The sequence below is a fragment of the Streptomyces crystallinus genome (assembly GCF_039521265.1).
Lineage (GTDB): Bacteria > Actinomycetota > Actinomycetes > Streptomycetales > Streptomycetaceae > Streptomyces > Streptomyces crystallinus.
On sequence record NZ_BAAACA010000036.1, the window covers coordinates 1 to 23,385 of the forward strand.

General features: G+C 73.1%; 19 protein-coding genes. 7 read left to right on the forward strand and 12 right to left on the reverse strand.

The features are described from left to right. Positions 1 to 138: 138 nt before the first annotated feature. From ABD236_RS25190 to ABD236_RS25210, 5 genes are all read right to left on the reverse strand, one after another. Complete coding sequence (locus ABD236_RS25190) at positions 139 to 1,290, reverse strand: XdhC family protein (protein WP_344077128.1); 1,152 nt, start codon at positions 1,288 to 1,290, stop codon at positions 139 to 141. A gap of 60 nt (positions 1,291 to 1,350) precedes the next feature. Next, a complete protein-coding gene (locus ABD236_RS25195; RefSeq protein WP_344077130.1) occupies positions 1,351 to 2,808 on the reverse strand; it encodes an NCS2 family permease in 1,458 nt (485 codons plus the stop codon). 328 nt (positions 2,809 to 3,136) lie between these two features. Further along, a complete protein-coding gene (locus ABD236_RS25200) occupies positions 3,137 to 5,530 on the reverse strand; it encodes a xanthine dehydrogenase family protein molybdopterin-binding subunit (protein WP_344077132.1) in 2,394 nt (797 codons plus the stop codon). Positions 5,531 to 5,535: 5 nt separating this feature from the next. Next, positions 5,536 to 6,129 (reverse strand): (2Fe-2S)-binding protein, encoded by a 594-nt coding sequence (locus ABD236_RS25205; RefSeq protein WP_344077134.1) that lies wholly within the window; start codon positions 6,127 to 6,129, stop codon positions 5,536 to 5,538. A gap of 2 nt (positions 6,130 to 6,131) precedes the next feature. Then, positions 6,132 to 7,022 (reverse strand): FAD binding domain-containing protein, encoded by an 891-nt coding sequence (locus tag ABD236_RS25210; RefSeq protein WP_344077136.1) that lies wholly within the window; start codon positions 7,020 to 7,022, stop codon positions 6,132 to 6,134. Positions 7,023 to 7,281: 259 nt separating this feature from the next. Between ABD236_RS25210 and ABD236_RS25215 the strand changes: the two genes are divergently transcribed. Then, entirely contained in the window at positions 7,282 to 8,958 is a 1,677-nt protein-coding gene (locus ABD236_RS25215; protein ID WP_344077138.1) for a PucR family transcriptional regulator ligand-binding domain-containing protein, read from the forward strand. A gap of 237 nt (positions 8,959 to 9,195) precedes the next feature. Further along, entirely contained in the window at positions 9,196 to 9,984 is a 789-nt protein-coding gene (locus tag ABD236_RS25220) for a hypothetical protein (RefSeq protein WP_344077140.1), read from the forward strand. A 351-nt stretch (positions 9,985 to 10,335) separates the two neighbouring features. Here the strand turns inward: ABD236_RS25220 and ABD236_RS25225 are convergent, their stop codons facing one another. Further along, entirely contained in the window at positions 10,336 to 11,097 is a 762-nt protein-coding gene (locus ABD236_RS25225; RefSeq protein ID WP_344077142.1) for a GntR family transcriptional regulator, read from the reverse strand. Between the two features lie 125 nt (positions 11,098 to 11,222). Between ABD236_RS25225 and ABD236_RS25230 the strand changes: the two genes are divergently transcribed. After that, positions 11,223 to 12,059, forward strand: a complete 837-nt coding sequence (locus ABD236_RS25230) for a (2Fe-2S)-binding protein (protein ID WP_344077144.1) — start codon at positions 11,223 to 11,225, stop codon at positions 12,057 to 12,059. A 193-nt stretch (positions 12,060 to 12,252) separates the two neighbouring features. Beyond that, positions 12,253 to 13,317: a DUF2637 domain-containing protein gene (locus tag ABD236_RS25235; protein WP_344077146.1), complete on the forward strand. Its 1,065-nt coding sequence runs from the start codon at positions 12,253 to 12,255 to the stop codon at positions 13,315 to 13,317. Between the two features lie 12 nt (positions 13,318 to 13,329). Here ABD236_RS25235 and ABD236_RS25240 read toward each other — a convergent pair whose 3' ends face one another. The 3 genes from ABD236_RS25240 to ABD236_RS25250 form a co-directional block, all read right to left on the reverse strand. Then, positions 13,330 to 13,797: an ATP-binding protein gene (locus tag ABD236_RS25240; RefSeq protein WP_344077148.1), complete on the reverse strand. Its 468-nt coding sequence runs from the start codon at positions 13,795 to 13,797 to the stop codon at positions 13,330 to 13,332. Positions 13,798 to 14,160: 363 nt separating this feature from the next. After that, positions 14,161 to 15,903: a pyruvate dehydrogenase gene (locus tag ABD236_RS25245; protein ID WP_344077150.1), complete on the reverse strand. Its 1,743-nt coding sequence runs from the start codon at positions 15,901 to 15,903 to the stop codon at positions 14,161 to 14,163. A 28-nt stretch (positions 15,904 to 15,931) separates the two neighbouring features. Beyond that, positions 15,932 to 17,443, reverse strand: coding sequence for a protein phosphatase 2C domain-containing protein (locus ABD236_RS25250; protein ID WP_344077152.1), 1,512 nt, complete (start codon positions 17,441 to 17,443; stop codon positions 15,932 to 15,934). A gap of 437 nt (positions 17,444 to 17,880) precedes the next feature. Here ABD236_RS25250 and ABD236_RS25255 point away from each other — a divergent pair, with 437 nt between their 5' ends. The 3 genes from ABD236_RS25255 to ABD236_RS25265 all read left to right on the forward strand — a co-directional run bounded on the left by ABD236_RS25255 (position 17,881) and on the right by ABD236_RS25265 (position 19,946). Continuing rightward, positions 17,881 to 18,855: a helix-turn-helix domain-containing protein gene (locus tag ABD236_RS25255; protein ID WP_344077154.1), complete on the forward strand. Its 975-nt coding sequence runs from the start codon at positions 17,881 to 17,883 to the stop codon at positions 18,853 to 18,855. 125 nt (positions 18,856 to 18,980) lie between these two features. Continuing rightward, entirely contained in the window at positions 18,981 to 19,463 is a 483-nt protein-coding gene (locus ABD236_RS25260; protein ID WP_344077156.1) for a DUF456 domain-containing protein, read from the forward strand. A gap of 111 nt (positions 19,464 to 19,574) precedes the next feature. Then, on the forward strand, positions 19,575 to 19,946 hold the full coding sequence (locus tag ABD236_RS25265; RefSeq protein ID WP_344077159.1) for a PPOX class F420-dependent oxidoreductase: 372 nt from the start codon (positions 19,575 to 19,577) through the stop codon (positions 19,944 to 19,946). Between the two features lie 15 nt (positions 19,947 to 19,961). Here ABD236_RS25265 and ABD236_RS25270 read toward each other — a convergent pair whose 3' ends face one another. The 3 genes from ABD236_RS25270 to ABD236_RS25280 form a co-directional block, all read right to left on the reverse strand. Continuing rightward, a complete protein-coding gene (locus ABD236_RS25270; RefSeq protein ID WP_344077161.1) occupies positions 19,962 to 20,417 on the reverse strand; it encodes a MarR family winged helix-turn-helix transcriptional regulator in 456 nt (151 codons plus the stop codon). A gap of 160 nt (positions 20,418 to 20,577) precedes the next feature. After that, complete coding sequence (locus ABD236_RS25275; RefSeq protein WP_344077163.1) at positions 20,578 to 21,675, reverse strand: calcium:cation antiporter; 1,098 nt, start codon at positions 21,673 to 21,675, stop codon at positions 20,578 to 20,580. Positions 21,676 to 21,783: 108 nt separating this feature from the next. Then, positions 21,784 to 23,196: a DNA-3-methyladenine glycosylase 2 family protein gene (locus ABD236_RS25280; RefSeq protein ID WP_344077165.1), complete on the reverse strand. Its 1,413-nt coding sequence runs from the start codon at positions 23,194 to 23,196 to the stop codon at positions 21,784 to 21,786. Positions 23,197 to 23,385: the final 189 nt, after the last annotated feature.

Sequence of the window (23,385 nt, forward strand, 5' to 3'; positions counted from 1 at the left end):
CCGCGGCAATCCCCTGGGGCGCCCCGCAGGGGCGCATTCAGGGGCGCGGGGAACTGCGCGACCAGTTGGGGACGGTCCGCAGACGACGAACCGAGCCGCCCGGCCGAGGGCTTCAGGGAACGGGCGGGGTGGGGAGAGCTACGCCACCGAACCTATCCGCCCCACCGCCCCGTCAGGCCCCTCGTGATGGATCGGGGTGTGCGCACCCGTCAGCGACACCCCCGTACCCCCGCGCCGGTTCGCCACGATCTCCGCCGCGATCGACAGCGCCGTCTCCTCCGGGGTGCGCGCACCGAGATCGAGGCCGATCGGCGAGCGGAGGCGGGCCAGCTCCAGCTCCGTGACGCCGACCTCGCGCAGCCGCGCGTTGCGGTCCTCGTGCGTACGGCGTGAGCCCATCGCACCGACGTACGCGACCGGCAGCCGCAGCGCCAGCTCCAGCAGCGGCACATCGAACTTCGCGTCATGGGTGAGGACGCACAGCACCGTACGGGAGTCGACCTCCGTCGAGGCCAGGTAGCGGTGCGGCCACTCCACCACGATCTCGTCCGCCTCGGGGAAGCGGGCCGGCGTGGCGAAGACGGGGCGGGCGTCGCACACCGTGACGCGGTAGCCGAGGAACTTCCCCACCCGTACCAGCGCCGAGGCGAAGTCGATCGCGCCGAAGACGATCATCCGGGGCGGGGGGACGCTCGACTCGACCAAAACCGTGAGCGGCTGTCCGCACAGCCGACCGTCGGCGCCGAGGGTCAGCGTGCCCGTGCGGCCCGCGTCCAGCATGGCCCGCGCCTCGTCCGCCACCGCCCGGTCCAGCTCGGGGTGGCCGCCGAGGGCGCCCTCGTACGTACCGTCGGGGTGGACCAGAAGAGGGCGGCCGACCAGGTCGGAGGGGCCCTCGGTGACACGGGCCAGGGCCGCGGCCTCGTCGCGCGCCGCGGCCGCCAGGGCCGTGGCGAACACCGGCCGGGAAGGGGAGTCGGCGGGCACCGGGGTCACCAGGATGTCGATGATTCCGCCGCAGGTCAGACCGACCGCGAACGCGTCCTCGTCGCTGTAGCCGAAGCGTTCGAGGACGGGCTCGCCGTCCGCCAGGGCCTGCTGGCACAGCTCGTAGACCGCGCCCTCCACACATCCGCCCGAGACCGAACCGATCGCCGTGCCCTCGCCGTCGACGGCGAGCGCCGCGCCGGGCTGGCGGGGCGCGCTGCCGCCGACGGCCACCACGGTGGCCACCGCGAAGTCGCGACCCTGCTCGACCCACCGGCTGAGCTCTTCGGCGATGTCCAGCATGTGCGGTCTCCTTAACGAACGGATGGTGGAGGGCGTCCGGTCGTACGCCCTGGTCGTGGCCTACTTGACGCCCAGCCAGCTCTCGATGGGGCTGAGCGCGAAGTAGACGAGGAAGATGCCGGACAGGGCCCACATGAACCCGCCGATCTCCCGCCACTTGCCCTGCGCCGCCTTGATGACGGTGTAGGAGATGACACCCGCGCCGACACCGGCGGTGATGTTGTACGTGAACGGCATCAGGGCCACGGTGAGGAACACCGGGATCGACACCGAGCGGTCGTTCCAGTCCACGTGCTTGGCCGCGCTCATCATCATCGAGCCGATCACGACCAGCGCGGCGGCGGCCACCTGGGCCGGGACCAACTGGGTGAGCGGGGTGAAGAAGAGACAGGCCGCGAAGAAGAGGCCGGTGACGACCGAGGAGAGGCCGGTGCGGGCGCCCTCGCCGGCGCCGGTGGCGGACTCGATGAAGACGGTCTGGCCGGAGGCGCCGGAGACGCCGCCGATCGCGCCGCCCGCGCCGTCGATGAACAGGGCCTTGGACAGGCCCGGCATCCGGCCCTTGTCGTCGGCGAGCTTGGCCTCCTGGCCGACGCCGATGATGGTGGCCATCGCGTCGAAGAAGCCGGCCAGCACCAGGGTGAAGACGATCATGCCGACGCTGATGGCGCCGATCTGGCCCCAGCCGCCGAACTCGACGTCGCCGAAGAGGCCGAAGTCGGGCTTGGCGACCGCGCTACCGTCCAGGCCGGGGGCGAGGCCGCCCCAGTCCTTGTCGCTCAGCCCGGCGACCTTGGTGACCACGAGCGAGAGGACCGTGCCGGTCACGATGCCGATCAGGATCGCGCCGGGGATGTTGCGCGCCTGGAGGGCGAAGATCAGGAGCAGGGTCACCGCGAAGAAGAGGACCGGCCAGCCGACCAGCTCGCCGGTGGCGCCGAGGGTGACGGGGCCGCCCTGGCCCTTGCCGACGAAGCCGGCCTTCACCAGGCCGAGCAGGGCGACGAACATGCCGATGCCCATGGTGATGGCGTGCTTGAGGGGCAGCGGGATGGCGTTCATGATCATCTCGCGCAGGCCGGTGACGACCAGCAGCATGATGACCACGCCGTACATGACGCACATGCCCATGGCCTGCGGCCAGGTCATGTTGGGGACCACCTGGGTGGTCAGGGCCGCGGAGACGTTCAGTCCGGCGGCCAGCGCGAGCGGGACCTTGCCGAAGAAGCCCATCAGCAGCGTGCTGGCCGCGGCCGCGAGGGCGGTGGCGGTCACCAGGCCCGCATGGCCCAGCGTGTGCTTGTCGACGTCGGGCGTCGAGAGGATCAGCGGGTTGAGCAGGAGGATGTAGCACATCGCCATGAAGGTGGTGATGCCGCCGCGCACCTCTTGCGCGACCGTGGATCCTCTGTCCGTTATGTGAAAGTACCGGTCGAGCCAGGACCTGCCGGCGGGGACGCGCGAGCCGGAGCCCGCCTCCTCGGCGGTGGTCCTGGGCTCCACAGACTGCTGGGTCATGGTGCCTACTCCCAAGGTTCAAAGGGGCACCCGCATAAGACTTGAGATCTCAGTCAGACAAGCTGCGGGATTTGGGATGGTGCGTGGGCTGCACGACCCGGGGGACGGCCCGAGACGAACGTTTCCTCGTACGGCGGGGGTACCGGTCGCGGTACCGCGGTACGGGTGCGGTGCTGGTCATTCGGTGTGCCTGGTGGTGCCGGTGGTACTGCGGGTGGGGCGGTGAAGGACCGCGAGCGGTGCGGTACTTCTGTGCTCCGGGCGGTGCGGGCCGTTCGGAAGTGTGACGTTCCAGGTGAAGGCACGCACCGCCCGGAGGGCTCGGGGGTCAGGACGACTCGGTACCGGTGAGGTGCTCGGGGCGGACCGGCGTCCTGTTCAGCTCCAGGCCCGTCGCGTTCCGGATCGCCGCGAGGACGGCCGGGGTGGACGACAGGGTCGGGGCCTCGCCGATGCCGCGCAGCCCGTACGGGGCGTGCTCGTCGGCGAGTTCGAGCACGTCGACCGGGATGGTCGGCGTGTCGAGGATGGTGGGGATGAGGTAGTCCGTGAAGGAGGGGTTGCGCACCTTCGCGGTCTTCGGGTCGACGATGATCTCCTCCATGACCGCCACGCCCAGGCCCTGGGTGGTGCCACCCTGGATCTGACCGACGACGGACAGCGGGTTGAGCGCCTTGCCGACGTCCTGGGCGACCGCCAGCTCGACGACCTTGACCAGGCCGAGCTCGGTGTCCACCTCGACGACCGCGCGGTGCGCGGCGAACGAGTACTGGACGTGGCCGTTGCCCTGGCCGGTGCGCAGGTCGAAGGCCTCGGTGGGACGGTGGCGCCACTCCAGCTCCAGCTCCACCGCCTCGTCCTCCAGGACGTCCACGAGGTCCGCGAGGACCTCGCCGCCGTCGGTGACGACCTTGCCGCCCTCCAGGAGGAGTTCGGCCGTCGCCCAGGCCGGGTGGTACGAGCCGAACTTGCGGCGGCCGATCTCCAGGACGGCCTCGCGGACGTGCTCGCAGGTGTTCTTGACCGCGCCGCCGGTGACGTACGTCTGGCGCGAGGCCGAGGTGGAGCCGGCCGAGCCGACCTGGGTGTCGGCCGGGTGGATGGTCACCTGGGTGACGCCGAGCTCGGTGCGGGCGATCTGCGCGTGGACGGTGACACCGCCCTGGCCGACCTCCGCCATCGCGGTGTGCACGGTGGCGACCGGCTCGCCGCCCACGACCTCCATGCGCACCTTGGCGGTGGAGTAGTCGTCGAAGCCCTCGGAGAAGCCGACGTTCTTGATGCCGACCGCGTAGCCCACACCCCGCACGACACCTTCGCCGTGCGTGGTGTTGGACAGGCCGCCGGGCAGCGCGCGGACGTCGGCCTGCTCGCCGGCGGTCGCCCACTGCTGCTCGGGCGGCAGCGGACGGGCCTTCACGCGGCGCAGCAGCTCGGCGACCGGGGCCGGGGAGTCGACCGGCTGGCCCGTCGGCATGATCGTGCCCTGCTCCATGGCGTTCAGCTGCCGGAACTCGACCGGGTCGATGCCCAGCTTCGCCGCCAGCTTGTCCATCTGCGCCTCGTAGGCGAAGCACGCCTGGACCGCGCCGAAGCCGCGCATGGCGCCGCAGGGCGGGTTGTTGGTGTAGAGGGCGATGGCCTCGATGTCGACGTCGTCGATCACATACGGGCCGACGCTGAGCGAGGAGGCGTTGCCGACGACCGCCGGGGAGGCCGACGCATAGGCGCCGCCGTCCAGGACGATCTTGCACTTCATGTGCGTGAGCTTGCCGTCCTTGGTGGCGCCGTGCTCGTAGTAGAGCTTCGCCGGGTGGCGGTGGACGTGGCCGAAGAAGGACTCGAACCGGTTGTAGACGATCTTGACCGGCTTGCCGGTGCGCAGCGCCAGCAGACAGGCGTGGATCTGCATCGAGATGTCCTCGCGGCCGCCGAAGGCGCCGCCGACGCCGGAGAGCGTCATCCGGACCTTCTCCTCGGGCAGGCCGAGGACCGGAGCGATCTGCTTGAGGTCCGAGTGCAGCCACTGGGTGGCGACGTACAGCTCGACGCCGCCGTCCTCGGACGGCACGGCCAGGCCGGACTCGGGGCCGAGGAAGGCCTGGTCCTGCATGCCGAAGGTGTACTCGCCCTTGACGATCACATCGGCGCGCTCGGCGGCCTCGTCGGCGTTTCCGCGCACGATCGGCTGGCGGTGCACGATGTTGGGGTGCGGTACATGGCCGATGTGGTGGTCGTCGCGGCCCTCGTGGACCAGGATCGCGTCGGGGGCGGTCGCGGACGCCTCGTCCGTGATGACCGGCAGCTCGGCATAGTCGATCTTGATCTTGGCGGCGGCGCGGCGCGCGGTCTCCGGGTGGTCGGCGGCGACCAGCGCCACCGGCTCGCCGTGGTGGCGGACCTTGCCGTGGGCCAGGACGGGGGTGTCCTGGATCTCCAGGCCGTAGTGCTTCATCTCGGCCGGCAGGTCGTCGTAGGTCAGCACGGCGTAGACGCCGGGCATCGCGACGGCCTCGGAGATGTCGATGGAGCGGATCTCGGCGTGGGCGACCGTGGAGCGCAGGGTCTGGCCCCAGAGCATGTCCTCGTGCCACATGTCCGAGGAGTACGCGAACTCACCGGTGACCTTGAGGGTGCCGTCCGGGCGCAGCGTCGACTCGCCGATGCCGCCCTTGGTCTTGGAGCCCTGGGTGATGTTGGTGGGAGTACCAGTGGTGGCCATGATCGTCAGACCGCCTCTTCCTGACGGGCGGCCGCGAGGCGGACCGCGTCGAGGATCTTCTCGTAACCGGTGCAGCGGCAGAGGTTGCCGGACAGGGCCTCGCGGATGTCCTGGTCGGACGGGGAGGCGTTGCGCTCCAGGAGCTCGTCGGCGGCCACCAGCAGACCCGGGGTGCAGAAGCCGCACTGCACGGCGCCGGCGTCGATGAACGCCTGCTGGACCGGGGAGAGCTCGCCGGACTCGGCGCTGCGGCCGTCGGCGGGCTTGGCCTGCCAGCGCTGGGCGGCGTCGATGGAGGTGCCGCAGGCACCCGAGGCACAGGCGCCGCCGGGGTGGGCTTCCTCGCGGTGCTTGGCGTAGTCGGCCAGGCCCTCGACCGTGACGACCTCGCGGCCCTCGACCTGACCGGCCGCAACCAGACACGAACAGACCGGCACACCGTCCAGGCGGACCGTGCAGGAGCCGCACTCGCCCTGCTCACAGGCGTTCTTCGAACCCGGAAGACCCATGCGCTCGCGCAGGACGTACAGAAGGCTCTCGCCCTCCCAGACGTCGTCGGCTTCCTGCTTGCGGCCGTTGACCGTGAAATTGACGCGCATGGTTATGCAGCTCCTTCAAGCGAGCGGCCGGTGCCGCGGTACTGCTCCCAGGTCCAGCCCAGCGTGCGGCGGGCCATGATGCCCACGGCGTGCCGGCGGTACTTGGCAGTGCCTCGTACGTCGTCGATCGGGTTGCAGGAGGCGGAGGCGAGCTCCGCGAACTGCTTGGCGATCGAGGGAGTGATGATCTTGCCGCTCTCCCAGAACCCGCCCTCGTCGAGCGCGGCGTTCAGGAACTCCTCGGCGGCCGTGGCCCGGACCGGGGTCGGGGCGGCGGAGCCGATACCGGTGCGGACCGTCCGGGTCTCGGGGTGCAGGGCCAGGCCGAAGGCGCAGACCGCGATGACCATCGCGTTGCGGGTGCCGACCTTGGAGTACTGCTGGGGGCCGTCCGCCTTCTTGATGTGGACGGTCTTGATGAGCTCGTCCGGCGCCATCGCGTTGCGCTTGACACCGGTGTAGAACTCGTCGATCGGGATCAGCCGGGAGCCGCGCACCGACTCCACCTCGACCTCGGCGCCCGCGGCGAGCAGCGCCGGGTGGGCGTCACCGGCCGGGGAGGCGGTGCCGAGGTTGCCGCCGACGCCGCCGCGGTTGCGGATCTGCGGGGAGGCGACGGTGTGCGAGGCGAGCGCCAGGCCCGGCAGCTCGGCCCGCAGGTTCTCCATGATCTGGGTGTACGACACGGACGCGCCGAGCCGTACGGTCTCCTCGCCGGTCTCCCACGCGCGCAGCAGCTCGATGCGGTTCAGGTCCAGAAGGTACTCGGGCCGGCGGTGGTCGAAGTTGATCTCGACCATCACATCGGTGCCACCCGCAATGGGCACAGCCGTGGGGTGCTCGGCCTTGGCGGCGAGCGCCTCCTCCCAGCTGGCGGGGCGAAGGAAGTCCATGAGTGGCTCTCTTCTTCTCAATCGGGGTCGTTCGCGCGGGTCCCGGGGACGGCAGGCCCTTGGCTGATGAAGTCGTTCATGTGCTGTTAACGCTGTGTGGCCCCAGTACACAAGCCTCACTCCGCCGGGTGCAGTCACCGAAACCATGAAGGAGTTGGCTGGTCTCCATCTACGTCTTGTAGATTCGTATGAAAGGCGGTGCTCAGTTACCCCACCGTTTTCCACCGGCAACAACAAGACAGATCGGCGGCGACACGCGATGCGGCTGCGCGCACTTCTGGAGACCGACGCGCTGGGGCTGCGGCTGCTCGGCGGCGAGGACGAGCTGGACCGCACCGTACGCGGTGTGATGACCACTGACCTGCGCGATCCGAGCCGCTATCTCTCCGGCGGCGAGCTGGTCCTGACCGGCCTCGCCTGGCGCCGTGACGCCGACGATTCCGAGCCATTCGTACGGATCCTGGCCGGAGCCGGGGTGGTGGGCCTGGCGGCCGGCGAGGCCGAGCTGGGCGCGATCCCGGATGACCTGATCCGTGCGTGTACACAGCACCGGCTGCCGCTGTTCGCGGTGAACGAGTCGGTCGCCTTCGCCACCATCACCGAGCACGTGGTGCGCCAGGTCTCCGGCGAGCGGGCCGGCGACCTGGCGGCCGTGGTGGACCGGCACCGGCGGCTGATGACCTCGGGGCCCGCCGGGGGCGGCCCGGAGGTCGTCCTGGACCTGCTCGGCTCCGACCTGGACCTGCGGGCCTGGGTGCTCTCCCCCACCGGGCGGCAGATCGCGGGCGCGGGCGAACCGCTCGCCCCGTCCGTCGGCGCCACCCTGGCGGGTGAACACCTCGGCGCGACCCGCACCGGCCGCCGGGGGCCGCACCGGGCCGTGGTCCACGGCACCACGTACTCGCTCTTCCCGATCCGCCACAGCGGGCGCGGGGCGGCCCCGGCCGCCCGCGACGTGCGCGAGACGGTCCTGTCGGACTGGCTGCTCGCCGTGGAGGCGGACGCGGGCGACTGGCCCGCCGCCCGGCTCGACCTGCTCCAGGGCGTCACCCAGCTGATCGCCGTGGAGCGCGACCGCCGCGACGCGGCCCGTGCGGTACGCCGACGGCTCGCCCAGGAGGTCCTCGAACTGGTGCAGACGGGTGCCGCGCCCGCCGAGATCGCGGCCCGGCTGCGGGTCGCCGCCCCCGTACTGCTGCCGGGCCTGGGCTCGGCGCCGCACTGGCAGGTGATCGTGGCCCGGGTCGACTGGAGCCCGTCGGCGGCCACCGCCGCCGAGGTCGCGGGCGGCCCGGTGGCCCAGGCCCTGCTGGAGGAGATACTGGTCGACCCGGCGGTCTCGGGCTCCGAGTCCTCGGACCGGATCGCGGTCGCCCACGCGGGCGACGAGGCCATCGCGCTGGTGCCGCTGCCGGCCGTCGCCGCCGAGGGCAGCGACAGCGGGCTGCACGCGGACGCGCTGCTCGCGGCGGTCCAGGCGCCGCTCTCGGCGGGGCTCGCCGACGACGGGCGCCTGACACTGGGTGTCAGCGCCGCCGTGCACTCCGCGGAGGGGCTGCGCGGCGCCCTGGAGGAGGCCCGGCACGCCCGCCGGGTCGCCGCCGCCCGCCCCGGCCGGGTCTGCGCCGCCGGCCACCACGAGCTGGCCTCGCACGTCCTGCTGCTGCCGTTCGTCCCGGACGACGTGCGCCGCGCCTTCACGGCCCGCCTCCTCGACCCGCTGCGCGACTACGACCAGCGCCACCGGGCCGAGCTCATCCCGACCCTGGAGGCGTTCCTCGACTGCGACGGCTCCTGGACCCGCTGCGCGACCCGGCTGCATCTGCACGTCAACACCTTGCGCTACCGGGTGGGCCGGATCGAGCAACTGACGGGTCGTGATCTTTCGCGCCTGGAGGACAAGCTGGACTTCTTCCTGGCCCTGCGGATGAGCTGAGCGCCGGGCGTCGGGGCGCAGACGGGGGTGCGAAGACCGGCGCTCAGGGGGCGCGCGGCGGGCGCGGCTGGGAGGGAACACCACCTGGACGCGCCGCAATTCGCCGTTTGTGAAGGAATTCACGCGTGGCCCTTGGCCCGGCGTGCCAATCCGTGCTGAGATTCGCCACACGGCTCAACAGCTCGGACTCAACGGCTCGATGGCGCGCTCGGGGAGGGCAACGTGGCGTACTCCGCCATGTCTGATTCCGGAACGACTGCAGAGAACGGCGATCCGCTCGATCCGCACCATCCGCTCCAGATCGCGGTGTGGCGGCTGCGCTCGCGCGGCTGCTGGACGGACGCGGCGGCCCTGCTCGAACCGCACAGCGCCGAGCCGGGCGCGGCGCTCCAGCGGGCCGCGCTGCTCACCGAGCGGTGTCTGTACACCGGGGACGGCTGGGCCGAGGCCGAGGAGGCGCTGCGCGGCGCGGAGGCGGTGGCCGGGGACGACGAGGAGCGCGGGGCGGCGGCGTGCGAGCGGGGGCAGCTCGCGTACGCCTCGACGCTGCTGGGGGTGCGCGACCGGGCCGACGAGGCGCGCTCGGCGCTCGGCCGGGCGGCCGCGCTGATCGCCCCGGCGGCGCGGGGGCGGGCGCTGCTCGACTTCCGGCGGGGGCTGCTCGCCGAGAACGTGGCGGACGCGCCGCAGGCGGCCCGGGCCGCCTACCGCCGCGCCCACGCGGGTGCCACGGCGCACGGCGACACGCTGCTGCTCTCCTTCACCTGGCGCCATCTGGCCGGACTCGCCCTGCGGGACGGGGAGTTGGCGGAGGCGCGGCACGGGTTCGCGGAGTCGCTGCGGATCCGGGAGGAGCTGGGGTATCTGGTCGGTACGGCTCCGGCGCTCGCGGCGCTCGCCGAGGCCGAGCCGGAGCCGGAGGCTGCGCGTCTGCGGACGGAGGCGGCGCGTCTGTTCCGGTTGCTGGGCGGGGTACCGACGTGGCTGGCGGCCCACCTCGCGCCGTCCCCGGCGACGACGTTCTGAAGTGCCCGGGCTTTGTCTGCGGGTGTGTGGTGGGTTGCTCGCGCAGTTCCCCGCGCCCCTTTTTGGCCCGGCCTTTGTCTGCGGGTGAGTGGGCGGTTGCTCGCGCAGTTCCCCGCGCCCCTAAAAGATCGGTGGCTGAGCTGAGTTCTCCGACCGCGGCCAACCCCCTAGGGGCGCGGGGAACTGCGCGAGCAACCGACCACCGACCCGCAGACGAAAGCGGGTTTCCAGGGGCGCGGGGAACTGCGCGAGCAACCGACCACCGGCCCGCAGACGAACGAGGGTTTCAGGGGCGCGGGGAACTGCGCGAGCAACCGTCCACTCAGCCGCAGACAAAGGCCGGGCACGACATTAAAGCGCTGAACCCGTGAAGTGCTCCCGCACAAGCGACTGCACCACAGTCAAGTCCCGCGCGCTCAGCGCGTCCAGCAGCGCATGGTGCTCCGCCGCGTCCGCGACCAGTTCCGCCCGCCGGGCGACCGGGGCGGCGGAGAGCGGCCACTGGGAGCGGCGGTGCAGATCCTCCGCCACCTGGAGCAGCTGCTCGTTCCCGGCCAGGGCCAGCACCGCCCGGTGGAACGCGCGGTCGGACTCCGCGTAACCGGCCCGGTCACCGACCGCCGCCGCCTGCGTGGTCGCCTCCGCGAGCGGCCGGAGCTCGGCCCAGCGCGCGGCCGGCACGGACCGCGCCAGCCGCAGCATCACCGGCACCTCGATCAGCGCCCGCACCTCCGCCAGCTCGGCCAGCTCGCGCGGGCTGCGTTCGGTGACCCGGAAGCCCCGGTTGGGCACGACCTCGACCGCGCCCTCGGAGGCAAGGCGCTGCATCGCCTCGCGCACCGGGGTGGCCGAGACGCCGAACCGCTCGCCGAGCACCACCGCCGAGTACACCTCGCCCGGCACCAGCTCGCCGTCGACCAGCGCCGCCCGCAGCGCCTCCAGGATCTGGCCGCGCACCGAGTGCCGTCTGACCTGCGGCGCGGGCGGCTCACTGTGGGTGTGCTCCCCCCGTACCGGGGGCCCGAAGGAAGCGCCCTCCGCGCGGGCCTGCGCGGGCACAGGGGCAGCCCCGGACGGCGCCTGCGCCGCCTCGCGCGCTCTGCCCTGCTCCACCCCAGACCCTCCTACCGCTCGGTATTCCCCCAGCACCATAGGCGGACAAAGCGACAGTTCAAACATCGCGCGCATCCGCTAAGGTAAGCCTTACCTGCAAACGATCGTGATTCGGTGGTCCCTGCATGACTGTGTCGACGCTGCTCCCGAGCCCCCTGGCCGCGTCCTACGCGCGGCTGGCCGACGTCTACCCCGGCGTCCGGGTCCAAGAGCTGGCGGACGGCGAGCGGGCCCCCCACTCCCCCGGCTGGGTCGGCGCCCACCAGCTCGCCGCGGGCGGGGCCGCCCTGGACGCCTTCCTCGGCTGGGACGACGAGCAGGTGCTGCGCGACTACGGACAGCGCGCCCGCCCCGACGTCGTCGCCTCCTTCGGCTTCCACCGCTACGCCTGGCCCGCCTGTCTGCTGATCACGGTCCCGTGGTTCCTGCACCGCCGGGTGCCCCGGGTGCCCGTGGAGGACGTGTCCTTCCAGCGCACCCTGGGACGGCTGACCGTACGGGTGCGGGAGTTCGCCTGTCTGCCCGGGGACCCGGCGGCCGGGCTGCCCGGCGCCCGGGTCGTCCCGGACGAGGAGGCGCTGCGCGCCGAGGTCCGCACGGCCGTCGCCGAGCACCTCGGGCCGGTCCTGGACGGCTTCGGGCCCCGGATGCGGCGCGGCAGGCGGGCGCTGTGGGGCATGGCGACCGACGAGGTCGTCGAGGGCCTCTGGTACGTGGCCGCGCTGCTGGGCGAGGAGCGCCGGGCGATGGGCGAGCTGGAGCTGCTGCTGCCGGGCTCGACCAAGCCGTACGTGGGCGCCGCGGGCTTCCGTGAGCTGAGCGGGCCGGCCGGCGAGCCGCTGCCGACCCGCGACCGGGCCAGCTGCTGCCTCTTCTACACCCTGCGTCCCGAGGACACCTGCGTCACCTGTCCGCGGACCTGCGACGCCGACCGGGTGGCCAAGCTCAGCGCCGCCTCCTGAATCCACGCCACTCGTCCGGGTGAGCCGGATTCGAACCTAACTCACCCCGCTGGCAAGCGAGTTCGAGCAGATCGCACCTATCCGTATGCCACCGGCCGCCAATGACGGCCTCTTCCCCCGAAAACGCCTGCGGCCCTGTGCGGCAGGAGCACTATGGCGCCCGGAACGCCTTACGTGATTCAAGGGACACCGCATGCGACTGACCGACATATCTCTGGACTGGCTGCTTCCGGGCGGCGTGATGATCGTGGGGGTCGTCGTGGCGTTGGTCGTCCTCACGCGCGGCAGGCGCACCGGTGAGAGCGCGTCCGGCGACGACAGCTGGGAGCGCAGCGAGGAGCGCAGGCGCCGCAAGGAAGCCGTCTACGGCACGGCCTCCTATGTGCTCCTGTTCTGCTGCGCGGCCGTCGCCGCGGCCCTCTCCTTCCACGGTCTGGTCGGCTTCGGCCGGCAGAACCTCGGCCTCACCGACGGCTGGGAGTACCTCGTCCCCTTCGGCCTCGACGGCGCCGCCATGTTCTGCTCGGTGCTCGCCGTGCGCGAGGCCAGCCACGGCGACGCGGCGCTCGGCTCGCGGCTGCTGGTGTGGACGTTCGCGGGCGCGGCCGCCTGGTTCAACTGGGTGCACGCGCCACGCGGCATCGCCCACGCGGGCGCCCCGCAGTTCTTCGCCGGCATGTCGCTCTCGGCGGCGGTGCTCTTCGACCGCGCGCTGAAGCAGACCCGCCGGGCGGCGCTGCGCGAGCAGGGCCTGGTGCCCCGCCCGCTGCCGCAGATCCGGATCGTCCGCTGGCTGCGGGCCCCCCGCGAGACGTTCGGCGCCTGGTCGCTGATGCTCCTCGAAGGGGTGCGGACGCTGGACGAGGCGGTCGAGGAGGTACGCGAGGACCGGCGGGCCAAGGAGCAGAACCGGCTGCGCCGGCGCGAGCAGGAGAAGCTGGAGCGGGCGCATCTGAAGGCGCTGAGCCGACAGGGCCGGCACATGGGCCGGGTGCGGCCCGGCGGCCGTCAGATCGACGTCCCGTCCATGGGGACGGGGACGGGCTCCGGGCAGCCGAAAGCTGTCGCGGAGCCCGCCATACCGGAGCCGGGACAGCTGCCTCTGCGCAACCGGCCCTCCCTTCAGGCCGTCACGGACGCTGAGTCCGCGACGGCGCCCAGGACCGTCGACCTCACCGCCGAGGACGACACCCAGACGCTGCCGCGCCTGGACCACCTGGAGCGCAAGCTCAAGGATCTGGAGCAGCAGTTCGGCTGAGTGCGGACGGCGTCAGAGGCTTCCCGCCGTCCCGTTGCCGAGCTCGAACCAGACGACCTTGCCCGCCTCGTGCGCGCGTACGCCCCAGGCGTCCGCGAGCGCCTGCACGAGGAGCAGGCCCCGGCCGTGCGTACCGTCGTCGGCGGACGGTACGCACGCCTCGGGGAGCGCCGGGGTGAAGTCGTGCACCTCGACGCGGAGTCCCGCCGGTGCCACCGTGGCCGTCACCACCGCCCCCTGGTCCGTGTGTATGAGCGCGTTGGTCACCAGCTCACAGGTGAGCAGCTCGGCCACGTCGACCGGCCCCGAGTGCTTCCAGTGCCCCAGCAACTCCCGCAGCGCGCGCCGCACTTCCGGCACCGCCGTGAGGTCCGACCGCCCCACCCTGCGCCGCAGCTGCCCCTGGAGCACCGCATGCGCGCTCGCCTTGCGGAACGCCCCGTTCGTCTCGGGCCCGCCCCCTCCCTGACGCTCTGTCATAGCCCCCACCCGCACGTCGTCACGTCCCTCTCCGTCTCGAACACCCTCACGGGATGCATGCCCCACCGACCCCCCGTCACGCATGGTGATTCCGCAACGACCGACGGGATACGCGGCGGGAGCGGTTCCACGGCGCGCGCAACCGGATGCGGCAGGTCACGCGCGAGGAGGGCACTGAAGGGCAGCGCCCCTTACGCACAGACGAGTCACAGGGTGGAGAGGGCTCCCGGCCCGCGATTCAAGCCCTCAAGGCCGCGAAGTCCTGCGGTTCGGCACGCATCGCGGCCACCCGGCCAAGAGACGCGCTGACCATGGAGGATCACCCCATCGCCAGACGGCCGGGTGGACATCTGCCTTACAGGTCTACGGACGGGGCACGTTGCGCAGATTGGAACGGGCCATCTGGAGCATCCGGCCGACCCCGCCGTCCAGCACGATCTTGCTCGCGGAGAGCGCGAAGCCGGACACCATCTCGGCGCTGATCTTCGGCGGGATGGAGAGCGCGTTGGGGTCGGTGACCACGTCGACCAGGGCGGGCCCCTTGTGCCGGAAGGCGTCCTTGAGCGCGCCCGCGAGCTGCTTGGGCTTCTCCACCCGTACGCCGTACGCACCGGCGGCGCGGGCGATCGCCGCGAAGTCGGGGTTGTGGTTGTCCGTCCCGTACGACGGCAGACCCGCCACCAGCATCTCCAGCTCCACCATGCCGAGCGAGGAGTTGTTGAACAGCACGATCTTGACCGGCAGGTCGTACTGGACCAGTGTCAGGAAGTCGCCCATCAGCATGGAGAACCCGCCGTCGCCGGACATCGAGATCACCTGGCGGCCGCGGTCGGTGAACTGGGCGCCGATCGCCTGCGGCAGCGCGTTGGCCATCGAGCCGTGGCTGAACGAGCCGATGATCCGGCGCTTGCCGTTGGGCGAGAGATAGCGGGCGGCCCAGACGTTGCACATCCCGGTGTCCACGGTGAACACCGCGTCGTCGTCGGCGAGTTCGTCGAGGACGGAGGCCACGTACTCGGGGTGGATCGGGACATGCTTGTCGACCTTGCGAGTGTACGCCTTGACGACGCCCTCCAGCGCGTCGGCGTGCTTCTTCAGCATCTTGTCGAGGAAGCGGCGGTCGGTCTTGGCCTTCACCCTCGGGGTGAGACCGCGCAGTGTCTCCCTGGCGTCGCCCCACACGGCCAGGTCGAGCTGGGAGCGCCGCCCCAGCCGCTCCGGCCGGACGTCGATCTGCACGATCTTGACGTCATCGGGCAGGAAGGCGTTGTACGGGAAGTCCGTGCCGATCAGGATCAGCAGATCGCACTCGTGGGTGGCCTCGTAGGCGGCGCCGTAGCCGAGCAGCCCGCTCATCCCGACGTCGTACGGGTTGTCGTACTGGATCCACTCCTTGCCCCGCAGCGCGTGGCCGACCGGGGCCTTGACGCGCTCGGCGAACTCCATGACCTCGGCGTGGGCGCCCGCGGTGCCGCTGCCGCAGAACAGCGTCACCCGTTTGGCCCTGTCCACCAGCTTCACCAGCTTGTCGATCTGCTCGTCGCCGGGGCGCACCGAGGGCAGCGAGGTGACCAGGGCGTGCTCGACGGCCTTGTCCGGGGCGGGCTCGGAGGCCACGTCGCCGGGGAGCGCGACCACGCTGACGCCGCCGCGGCCGATGGCGTGCTGGATGGCCGTCTGGAGCAGCCGGGGCATCTGCTTGGGGCTGGAGATGAGCTCGCAGTAGTGCGAGCACTCCTGGAACAGCTGGTCGGGGTGGGTCTCCTGGAAGTAACCCAAACCGATCTCGGAGGAGGGGATCTGGGAGGCCAGCGCGAGGACCGGCGCCATCGAGCGGTGGGCGTCGTAGAGGCCGTTGATCAGATGGAGGTTGCCCGGGCCGCAGGAGCCGGCGCAGGCCGCGAGGGTGCCGGTGAGCTGGGCCTCGGCGCCGGCCGCGAAGGCGGCCACCTCCTCGTGGCGGACCTGGATCCAGTCGATGCCGGAGGTGCGGCGGATGGCGTCCACGACGGGATTGAGGCTGTCGCCGACGACGCCGTACATCCGCCGCACCCCGGCGCGGGCGAGGATGTCCACGAACTGCTCTGCCACGTTCTGTTTGGCCATGGCTCCCATTCATCCACGGGCCGCCGCCTCACGCCTCCCAGACGGCGACCGCCGTACGGTCGTCGGCGTAGCCCTTCACCCTCAGCTGGACGTCCGCGAGGAAGCCGGCGAGGCCGGGCGGCCCGTTCCCCGCCCACCGCTCGGCCAGCTCCTTGGCCAGCGCGGGCTCGCCCCGCAACGGCTCGGCGAGCCCGCCGCTGCACAGCAGCAGGGTGTCCCCCGGCCGGGCGACGGAGGCGCGGAAGCGGAACGGTTCGGCCGGTGGGGCGGGCGGGTCGATGTAGGGGCGGGCTGGCTCCACGGTGTGCAGGTCCATGGTGAGCCGGTCGCCCTCGGCGGTCTCCGACGGCGGTGAGCCGAAGCCGACCACGGGCTCTCCGCTGATCTCGCCCGGCTCGGGCGCCACGGGCTCGATGTCCTGCCAGACGCCCGCCCGCAGCCGGAACAGCCCGCCGGGCCCGACCCCGAAGAAGACCCGGGTGCGGCAGCCGGGATCGGCGGACAGCAGCAGACAGCGCAGGCCCGCCGTGTACTCCTCGGGCTCCGCGCCCAGTTCGGCGGCGCGGGCCCGGAGTCTGCCGTAGCTGCGGTCGGTGAGCCGGTGCAGCCCGGACTTGAGGTCGCCCCGGCGCCCGGCCCTGATGTCGTCGGCGAGCCGGGCGTGGCTGCGCCCGATGGCGCCGCCGATCCAGCGGCAGGCGTCGGCGGCGGCGAGATGCGCGCCCTCGAAGGCCCGCATTCCGCTGGCGACGGCGACCAGCACCAGCGCGTCCTCGCCGTTCCCGAACCGGGCGGTGAGCAGGGCGTCGCGGCGGGGCTCGCCGCGATAGCGGGCCGAGTCACCGCGTACGGAGGCCGCGCGCAGGACGTACGCCCCGTACCGGGCGCCGTCCAGGACCGTGTCCGCGACGAGCTCGCCGAGGCCGTCGGGCCGTGCGTTCGGCAGGGCGGTGGGCTCGGCGTCGTAGGTGGGCGGCCGGTCCCCCACATGGCCGACCTGGGGCCGGGGCGCGGGGGGCGGCGGCGGTTCGGGGGCCGCCTCCTGCGGGGCCGGGACGGTGGGGGCAGCGGGGGCTGCCTCCTGCGGGGCCGGGACGGTGGGGGCAGCGGGTTGATCGGGCGGCGGCGCCGGCGGTGGCTCGGCCGTGGGCCGGGCCGCGGGCGGCTTCGGCGGCGGCGCGGGGACGGCGGGCCGGTACCCGGGCGGCGGCGGGGCCATCGGCGGGAGGGCGTCCGAGGGCTCCCACCACCCGGAGGTACGGGCCGGGCCGGGCCGCGCCCTGCTGCCGGGCGGCTGCCAGGGGACCCGGGGCAGGACCTGGTCGGGGGCGGGCGGCCGCGCGTCCGGCAGGTCCTCCGGTTCGTACGGCGTCTGCGCCCGGGGGTCCGGAACGGGCGGACTCACCGCCTCCGCAACGGACTTGAAGCGGTCGTCGAGGGTGTCGCCCGCGGCTGCGGGTGAGCTGTCCGGGGCGGGCTCGTCGTACAGCCGAGCCCACCAGTCGTCGTCCGAGGTGCGCCTCTCCCCCTGCTGACTCATGCCCCTATTGTCCACCGGACGGGCCGTACGAAAACCGTGGAACGGGTAAAAGTGGTCAGCACACAATTCCGCAGCCCGCACGCGGACACGACCCAACGCACCGACGCCGGGCGGCCCTTCCCCCCACGAGAGGGCCGCCCGGCGAGTTCTTGGGTGGTGGGCGGACGGCGAGACCGCGGTGGCGGCCGGGACGGCGGCGGTCGCCATCCCCGGCGCCGTGCGCGATATCGGACGCATCGCCCCTCCCCAGGTGAATCCGGAACAAAGCACTCCGCGCACAAAGCACGCAAATGCCTTGTTGCCGACGGCTGTTGGTCCTGCGGTTGCGCCACCTTGGCAGAGCGTCGGAAGGTGCGGGGACGATGTTGTGCGGCGGGTTCGCGCCGTGGCCGTTTCCCGCCACGCGTGGACGGCGGACGCGAGAGGGGCGGACGAGGGTGCTCGGAGCGATAGGCCTGGACGAGACGCAGGAGTCGGCGTACCGGACGCTGGTGGCGCTGGGGGCGGCGGAGGTCGTGGATCTGGCGCACCGGCTGGCGCTGCCCGAGCCCGACACGGAACGGGCGCTGCGGCGTCTGGAGCGCCAGGGCCTGGCCGCCCAGTCCTCGGCCCGGACCGGCCGGTGGGTGGCGGCCCCGCCGGGGGTGGCGCTCGGCGCCCTGCTCACCCAGCAGCGCCATGAGCTGAAGCAGGCGGAGCTGGCGGCGGCGCTGCTCGCCGAGGAGTTCCGGGCCGGGGCCTCCGAGCCCGCCGTGCACGACCTGGTGGAGGTGGTGACCGGTGCCAGTGCCGTCGCCCACCGCTTCCACCAGCTCCAGCTCGGTGCGGCCGAGGAGGTGTGCGCGCTGGTCACCGGCAACCCGGTCGCGGTGACCGGGAGGGACAACGAGTCCGAGGAGCGGGCCGCGACCCGGGGCGTCGCCTACCGGGTGGTGATCGAGCGCGAGGTGCTGGCCCTGCCCGCCGGGATGGTGGAGGTCACGGCGGCGCTGGGGCGCGAGGAGCAGGTGCGCACGGTCGAGCGGGTGCCGACCAAGCTGGTGGTGGCCGACCGCAGCCTGGCGATGGTGCCGCTGACCGGCCGGGACGCGGAGCCCGCCGCCCTGGTGGTGCACGCCAGCGGCCTCCTGGAGTCCCTGATGGGGCTCTTCGAGGCGGTGTGGCGGGAGGCGCTGCCGCTGCGGCTGGCGGGCTCGGCGGTACGGGAGGAGTCGACGGGACCGGATGCCACGGACCTGGAGGTCCTGTCGCTGCTGCTGGCCGGGATGACGGACGCCAGTGTGGCCAAACAGCTGGGCCTGGGGCTGCGGACCGTACAGCGCCGGGTGAAGGGCCTGATGGAGCTGACCGGCGTCACCACCCGGCTCCAGCTGGGCTGGCACGCGTACGAGCGCGGCTGGGTGGCCCGGTAGGGCCGGTCGCCGCACTCCCGTCCGCCTCGCGGCGCCCGGCCCGCGCTGTCGCCGGCCCGCGCCGGCCCGCGCCGGTCGATCCGCCCCGACCTGCACAGACGTCCCGATTCCGGCACGCTGGGCAGGTGGGCGTGTGGCAGCTCCTGGTGATGGGACTGGTGATGCTCCTCGGGCTGCTCGGCGTGCTGGTGCCCGGGGTGCCCGGGCAGGCGATCGTGTGGGCGGCCGTGGCGTGGTGGGCCCTCACCGAGGCCACCGGCACAGCCTGGGCGGTGCTGGCCGGGGCCACCGGCCTGCTCCTGCTCGCCCAGGCGGTCAAGCTGATGTTGCCGCCGAGGCGGCTGAAGGCGGCCGGGGTGCCCCGGCGCTCCCTGCTCGCGGGCGGCCTCGCGGCGATCGCCGGTTTCTTCCTGCTGCCGGTGGTCGGCGCGGTCGTGGGATTCCTGGGCGGGCTGTACGGGGCGGAGCGGATACGGCTCGGCAGCCATGGGGCGGGCTGGTCCTCGGCCCGTACGGTGCTGCGGTCCGGCGGCTACTCGGTGCTGGTGGAGCTCCTGGCGTGTCTGACCGTGGTGGGCGTGTGGGCGGGTGTGGTGATCTGGGCCTGAGCGCCCGTCCGCCGCGCGTCGGGGCGCGGACGGGGTGGAGGTCCCGCGACCCGGGGCGCGCTGGTCCCCGGAGCCGATGTTTTCCGCGCTCACCCGTGTGACGCTGGGGCCATGAGCGAATTCAGCGCGGCTGAGCGCGCGTACCTCAGGACCCAGCGGCTGGGCAGGCTGGCGACCGTGGACCCCAAGGGGCAGCCGCAGGCGAACCCGGTCGGGTTCTTCCCGCAGGACGACGGCACGATCCTGATCGGCGGGTACGCGCTCGGCACCACGAAGAAGTGGCGCAACCTGCTGGCCGATCCCCGGCTCGCGCTGGTCGTGGACGACGTGGTGAGCGTACGGCCGTGGCGGGTGCGGGGCGTGGAGGTCCGGGGCAGGGCCGAACTGCTCACCGGGCCGCACGAGTTGGGCCCGCACTTCAGCGAGGAGCTGATCCGGATCCACCCGGAGAAGATCCACAGCTGGGGGCTGGAGGGCGAGTAGACGCTCGGGGCGCGGCTACGCGCGCCTGGCCGGGTCGGAGCCGTCGTGCGCCGCCTCGGCCAGGCGGCGCAGCAGCGGGCCCAGCGCGACGACCGCCCGGGCCTCCTCGGCGCCCAGCGCGCCCAGCCGCCAGGCCAGCACCTCCGCCTCGGCGCGGGCGGCGTCCACCAGGGCTTGGGCGCCGCGTTCGGTGAGCACGATCCGGGCCGCGCGGCCGTCCGTCGGGTCGCTCTCGCGCAGCACCAGACCCGTCGCCTCCAGGCCCGAGACGGCCGCCGTGGCGGTCGGCTGGGAGCACGGCACCCGGGCCGCGAGCTCGCCGATCCGGGCGGGCCCGCTCTCGGTGAGCAGCGAGAGCAGCACTGTCTGGGTGGGCTGGATCCCGTCGGCCGGGGCGGCCCGGCGCAGACTGCGCAGCAGCCGGTGGAGCGAGACCACCAGTTGCAGTGCCGCGTCATCGTCGATGATCATCGCCTGTCCGCCGCCCCCCGCACCGAATCAAGGTCCAGGCGAGTGTAATCCTCGACGCGTACATGTCGAACCGGACGGCGTCGTGCGCCCGCCCCGGCGCGGGGCCGCGGACAAGGCCGCCGGACAAGCGGCTCGGGGACGCCGTGCTCGGGCCGACGGCTCAGGGGCTGACCGCGAGCACCAGGTATCCGGCGAAGAGCGCCAGGTGGACGCCGCCCTGCATGAGGGTCGCGCGGCCCGGGACGACGGTGAGGATGCCGACCCCGACGGTGAGCGCGAGCAGCACCATATGGCTGGCGCCGAGCCCCAGCACCAGCGGCCCCGAGAGCCAGATCGAGGCGAGTGCGACGGCCGGGATGGTCAGTCCGATGCTCGCCATCGCGGAGCCCAGCGCCAGGTTGAGGCTTGTCTGCACCCGGTCGCGGGCGGCGGCCCGGGAGGCCGCGATGGTCTCGGGGAGCAGGACGAGCAGGGCGATGACCACCCCGACGACGGAGGCGGGCAGCCCGGCCGCCGCCACCCCGCGCTCGATGGTCGGCGAGACGCCCTTGGCGAGGCCGACGACGGCGACCAGCGCCACCGCCAGCAGCCCCACGCTGACCAGCGCGGTACGGGCGGACGGCGGGTCGGCGTGCTCCTCCTCGAGCACCTCGCCCTGCTGGGTGACGGGCAGGAAGTAGTCCCGGTGGCGCACGGTCTGGGTGGCCACGAACAGCCCGTACAGCGCCACCGAGGCGAGGGCGGCGAAGACCAGCTGGGCGGTGGAGAACTGCGGGCCCGGCTTGCTGGTGGTGAAGGTCGGCAGCACCAGGCTGAGCCCGGCGAGCGTGGTGACCGTGGCGAAGGCGGCGCCGGTGCCCTCGGGGTTGAAGACGGCCAGTCTGCGGCGCAGCGCCCCGACGAGCAGACAGACGCCGACGATGCCGTTGCAGGTGATCATCACGGCGGCGAAGACGGTGTCGCGGGCCAGCGTGGCGTTCTTGTCGCCGCCGTCCGACATCAGGGTGACGATCAGCGCGACCTCGATGATCGTCACCGCGACCGCGAGCACCAGCGAGCCGAACGGCTCGCCCACCCGGTGCGCCACCACCTCGGCGTGGTGCACCGCCGCGAGCACCGCGCCCGCTAGGAAGCAGGCCACCAGCGCGACCAGGCCCGAGGGCAGCGACCGCCCCCAGGTCAGCGCGAGCAGCACCACGGCGAGCGCCGGCACGAACGCGGACCACCGCTCCAGGGGGACGCGGACGAGACGGATCATGTACCGACGTTCCCAGACGGCGGCGCCCCGCGCCCGTCGGCCGACGCCGTCCGGTGCCGCCCCCGACGGCGTCGCAGAGTGTGTGGGGCTGCCGACGGGCGGCCGAGGTCATCCGCCGGGCTTCGCGCGGCTCTCCGCCGTGGCCGCGAGCAGGTGCTGATGGGCGTACGAGCGCCACGGGCGCCACCGTTCGCCGTCGTCGGAGCCCTCTCCCAGCAGGCCGGGGAAGCCCACGTCGGGCTCCCCGAGCGCCCGCATACGGATCAGCGCGACGGCGCGCTCGTCGAGGCCGGGCAGGGTGCGCAGAATCCGGACGGCCTCCTCGCGGTCGGCGCCCGCGTCCAGGCGCAGCCGCCCGTCGGCGAGCGCGGCGGCCAGCTCCGCCAGCGGCTGATCCGGGTGCGCGGCGAGGGTGGCGGGCTCCGGGAAGAGACGGGTGAGCGAGCCGCACGGCAGGTCGAGCCGCTTCCCGTACGCCTCGGTCAGCTCGCTCGCCGCGGCGCGGCCCACCAGCGCCCTGATCGCGTACTCGTCCGGGTCGGCGGCCCCCGGGGAGCGCACCCCGGGCCGGGCCGCGACCAGGGGGGCGAGGCGGGGGTCGGCGGCGAGGCGCTCGTCCACCGCGTACGGGTCGGCGTCCAGGTCGAAGAGACGGCGCAGACGCTGGACGGCGGTGGTCAGGTCGCGCAGGTCGGTGAGGTGGATCCGGGCCTCCAGCCAGCCGCCGCGGCGCGGGCGCGCCTCCTCGACGGCCACGATGCCGGTGCCGTACGGCAGCCGCAGGGTGCGGCGGTAGGTGCGGGCGCCCGGCTCGCCCCGCACCTCCTCGACCCCGGCGACGGCCTCCTCGGCGAGCAGGTCGAAGACCGGGCCCGCGGCGTACGCGCCCCGGTGCGCCAGGCGCAGGGGGATGCCGGCGGCGAAGGCGGCCGAGCCGGGTCCGGCCTTGGTGCCGGACTCCTCGCGCAGCGCGCTGGGGGTACGGGCGTAGATCTGCCGGATGGTGTCGTTGAACTGCCGCACACTGGCGAAGCCCGCGGCGAAGGCGATGTCGGTGACCGGCAGGCCGGTGGTCTGGAGCAGCACCCTGGCGGTGTGGGCGCGCTGGGCGCGGGCGAGCGCGACCGGGCCCGCGCCGAGTTCGGCGGTGAGCTGGCGCTGCACCTGGCGGGTGCTGTAGCCGAGCCGGACCGCGAGGCCGGGCACACCCTCGCGGTCCACCACGCCGTCGCCGATGAGCCGGACGGCGCGGCCCACCACGTCGGCGCGCACGTTCCACTCCGCCGAGCCCGGCACCGCGTCGGGGCGGCACCGGCGGCAGGCGCGGAAGCCGTGGCCCTGGGCGGCGGCCGCGGTCGGGAAGAACCGGACGTTCTTGCGCTTCGGGGTCACGGCCGGGCAGCTGGGCCGGCAGTAGATGCCGGTGGTCGCCACGGCGAAGAAGAACTCCCCGTCGAACCGCGCGTCCCGGCTGCTGACGGCTTCGTACCGGGTGTCGTCGGTCTGTCCGTGCGTCGTCACGTGTCCAGTGTGCGGGTGGGGGCGGAGCGGGACTGGCGGATTTCGGACGCGGTGTCTTTGTGCCCGGCCTTTGTCTGCGGGTGGGTGGTGGGCTGGTCGCGCAGTTCCCCGCGCCCCTGTTTATGCCCGGGCTTTGTCTGCGGGCCGGTGGTCTCTTCTCGCGCAGTTCCCCGCGCCCCTGAAGGCGCC

Bases quoted from the DNA above. Each gene is read 5' to 3' on its own strand.
- ABD236_RS25250 (WP_344077152.1), bottom strand. From the start codon at position 17,443: ATGAGTCAGCAGGGGGAGAGGCGCACCTCGGACGACGACTGGTGGGCT.
- ABD236_RS25210 (WP_344077136.1), bottom strand. From the start codon at position 7,022: ATGGACTTCCTTCGCCCCGCCAGCTGGGAGGAGGCGCTCGCCGCCAAG.
- ABD236_RS25235 (WP_344077146.1), top strand. From the start codon at position 12,253: ATGCGACTGACCGACATATCTCTGGACTGGCTGCTTCCGGGCGGCGTG.
- ABD236_RS25190 (WP_344077128.1), bottom strand. From the start codon at position 1,290: ATGCTGGACATCGCCGAAGAGCTCAGCCGGTGGGTCGAGCAGGGTCGC.
- ABD236_RS25240 (WP_344077148.1), bottom strand. From the start codon at position 13,797: ATGACAGAGCGTCAGGGAGGGGGCGGGCCCGAGACGAACGGGGCGTTC.
- ABD236_RS25220 (WP_344077140.1), top strand. From the start codon at position 9,196: ATGTCTGATTCCGGAACGACTGCAGAGAACGGCGATCCGCTCGATCCG.
- ABD236_RS25245 (WP_344077150.1), bottom strand. From the start codon at position 15,903: ATGGCCAAACAGAACGTGGCAGAGCAGTTCGTGGACATCCTCGCCCGC.
- ABD236_RS25275 (WP_344077163.1), bottom strand. From the start codon at position 21,675: ATGATCCGTCTCGTCCGCGTCCCCCTGGAGCGGTGGTCCGCGTTCGTG.
- ABD236_RS25200 (WP_344077132.1), bottom strand. From the start codon at position 5,530: ATGGCCACCACTGGTACTCCCACCAACATCACCCAGGGCTCCAAGACC.
- ABD236_RS25215 (WP_344077138.1), top strand. From the start codon at position 7,282: ATGCGGCTGCGCGCACTTCTGGAGACCGACGCGCTGGGGCTGCGGCTG.
- ABD236_RS25205 (WP_344077134.1), bottom strand. From the start codon at position 6,129: ATGCGCGTCAATTTCACGGTCAACGGCCGCAAGCAGGAAGCCGACGAC.
- ABD236_RS25230 (WP_344077144.1), top strand. From the start codon at position 11,223: ATGACTGTGTCGACGCTGCTCCCGAGCCCCCTGGCCGCGTCCTACGCG.
- ABD236_RS25270 (WP_344077161.1), bottom strand. From the start codon at position 20,417: ATGATCATCGACGATGACGCGGCACTGCAACTGGTGGTCTCGCTCCAC.
- ABD236_RS25195 (WP_344077130.1), bottom strand. From the start codon at position 2,808: ATGACCCAGCAGTCTGTGGAGCCCAGGACCACCGCCGAGGAGGCGGGC.
- ABD236_RS25265 (WP_344077159.1), top strand. From the start codon at position 19,575: ATGAGCGAATTCAGCGCGGCTGAGCGCGCGTACCTCAGGACCCAGCGG.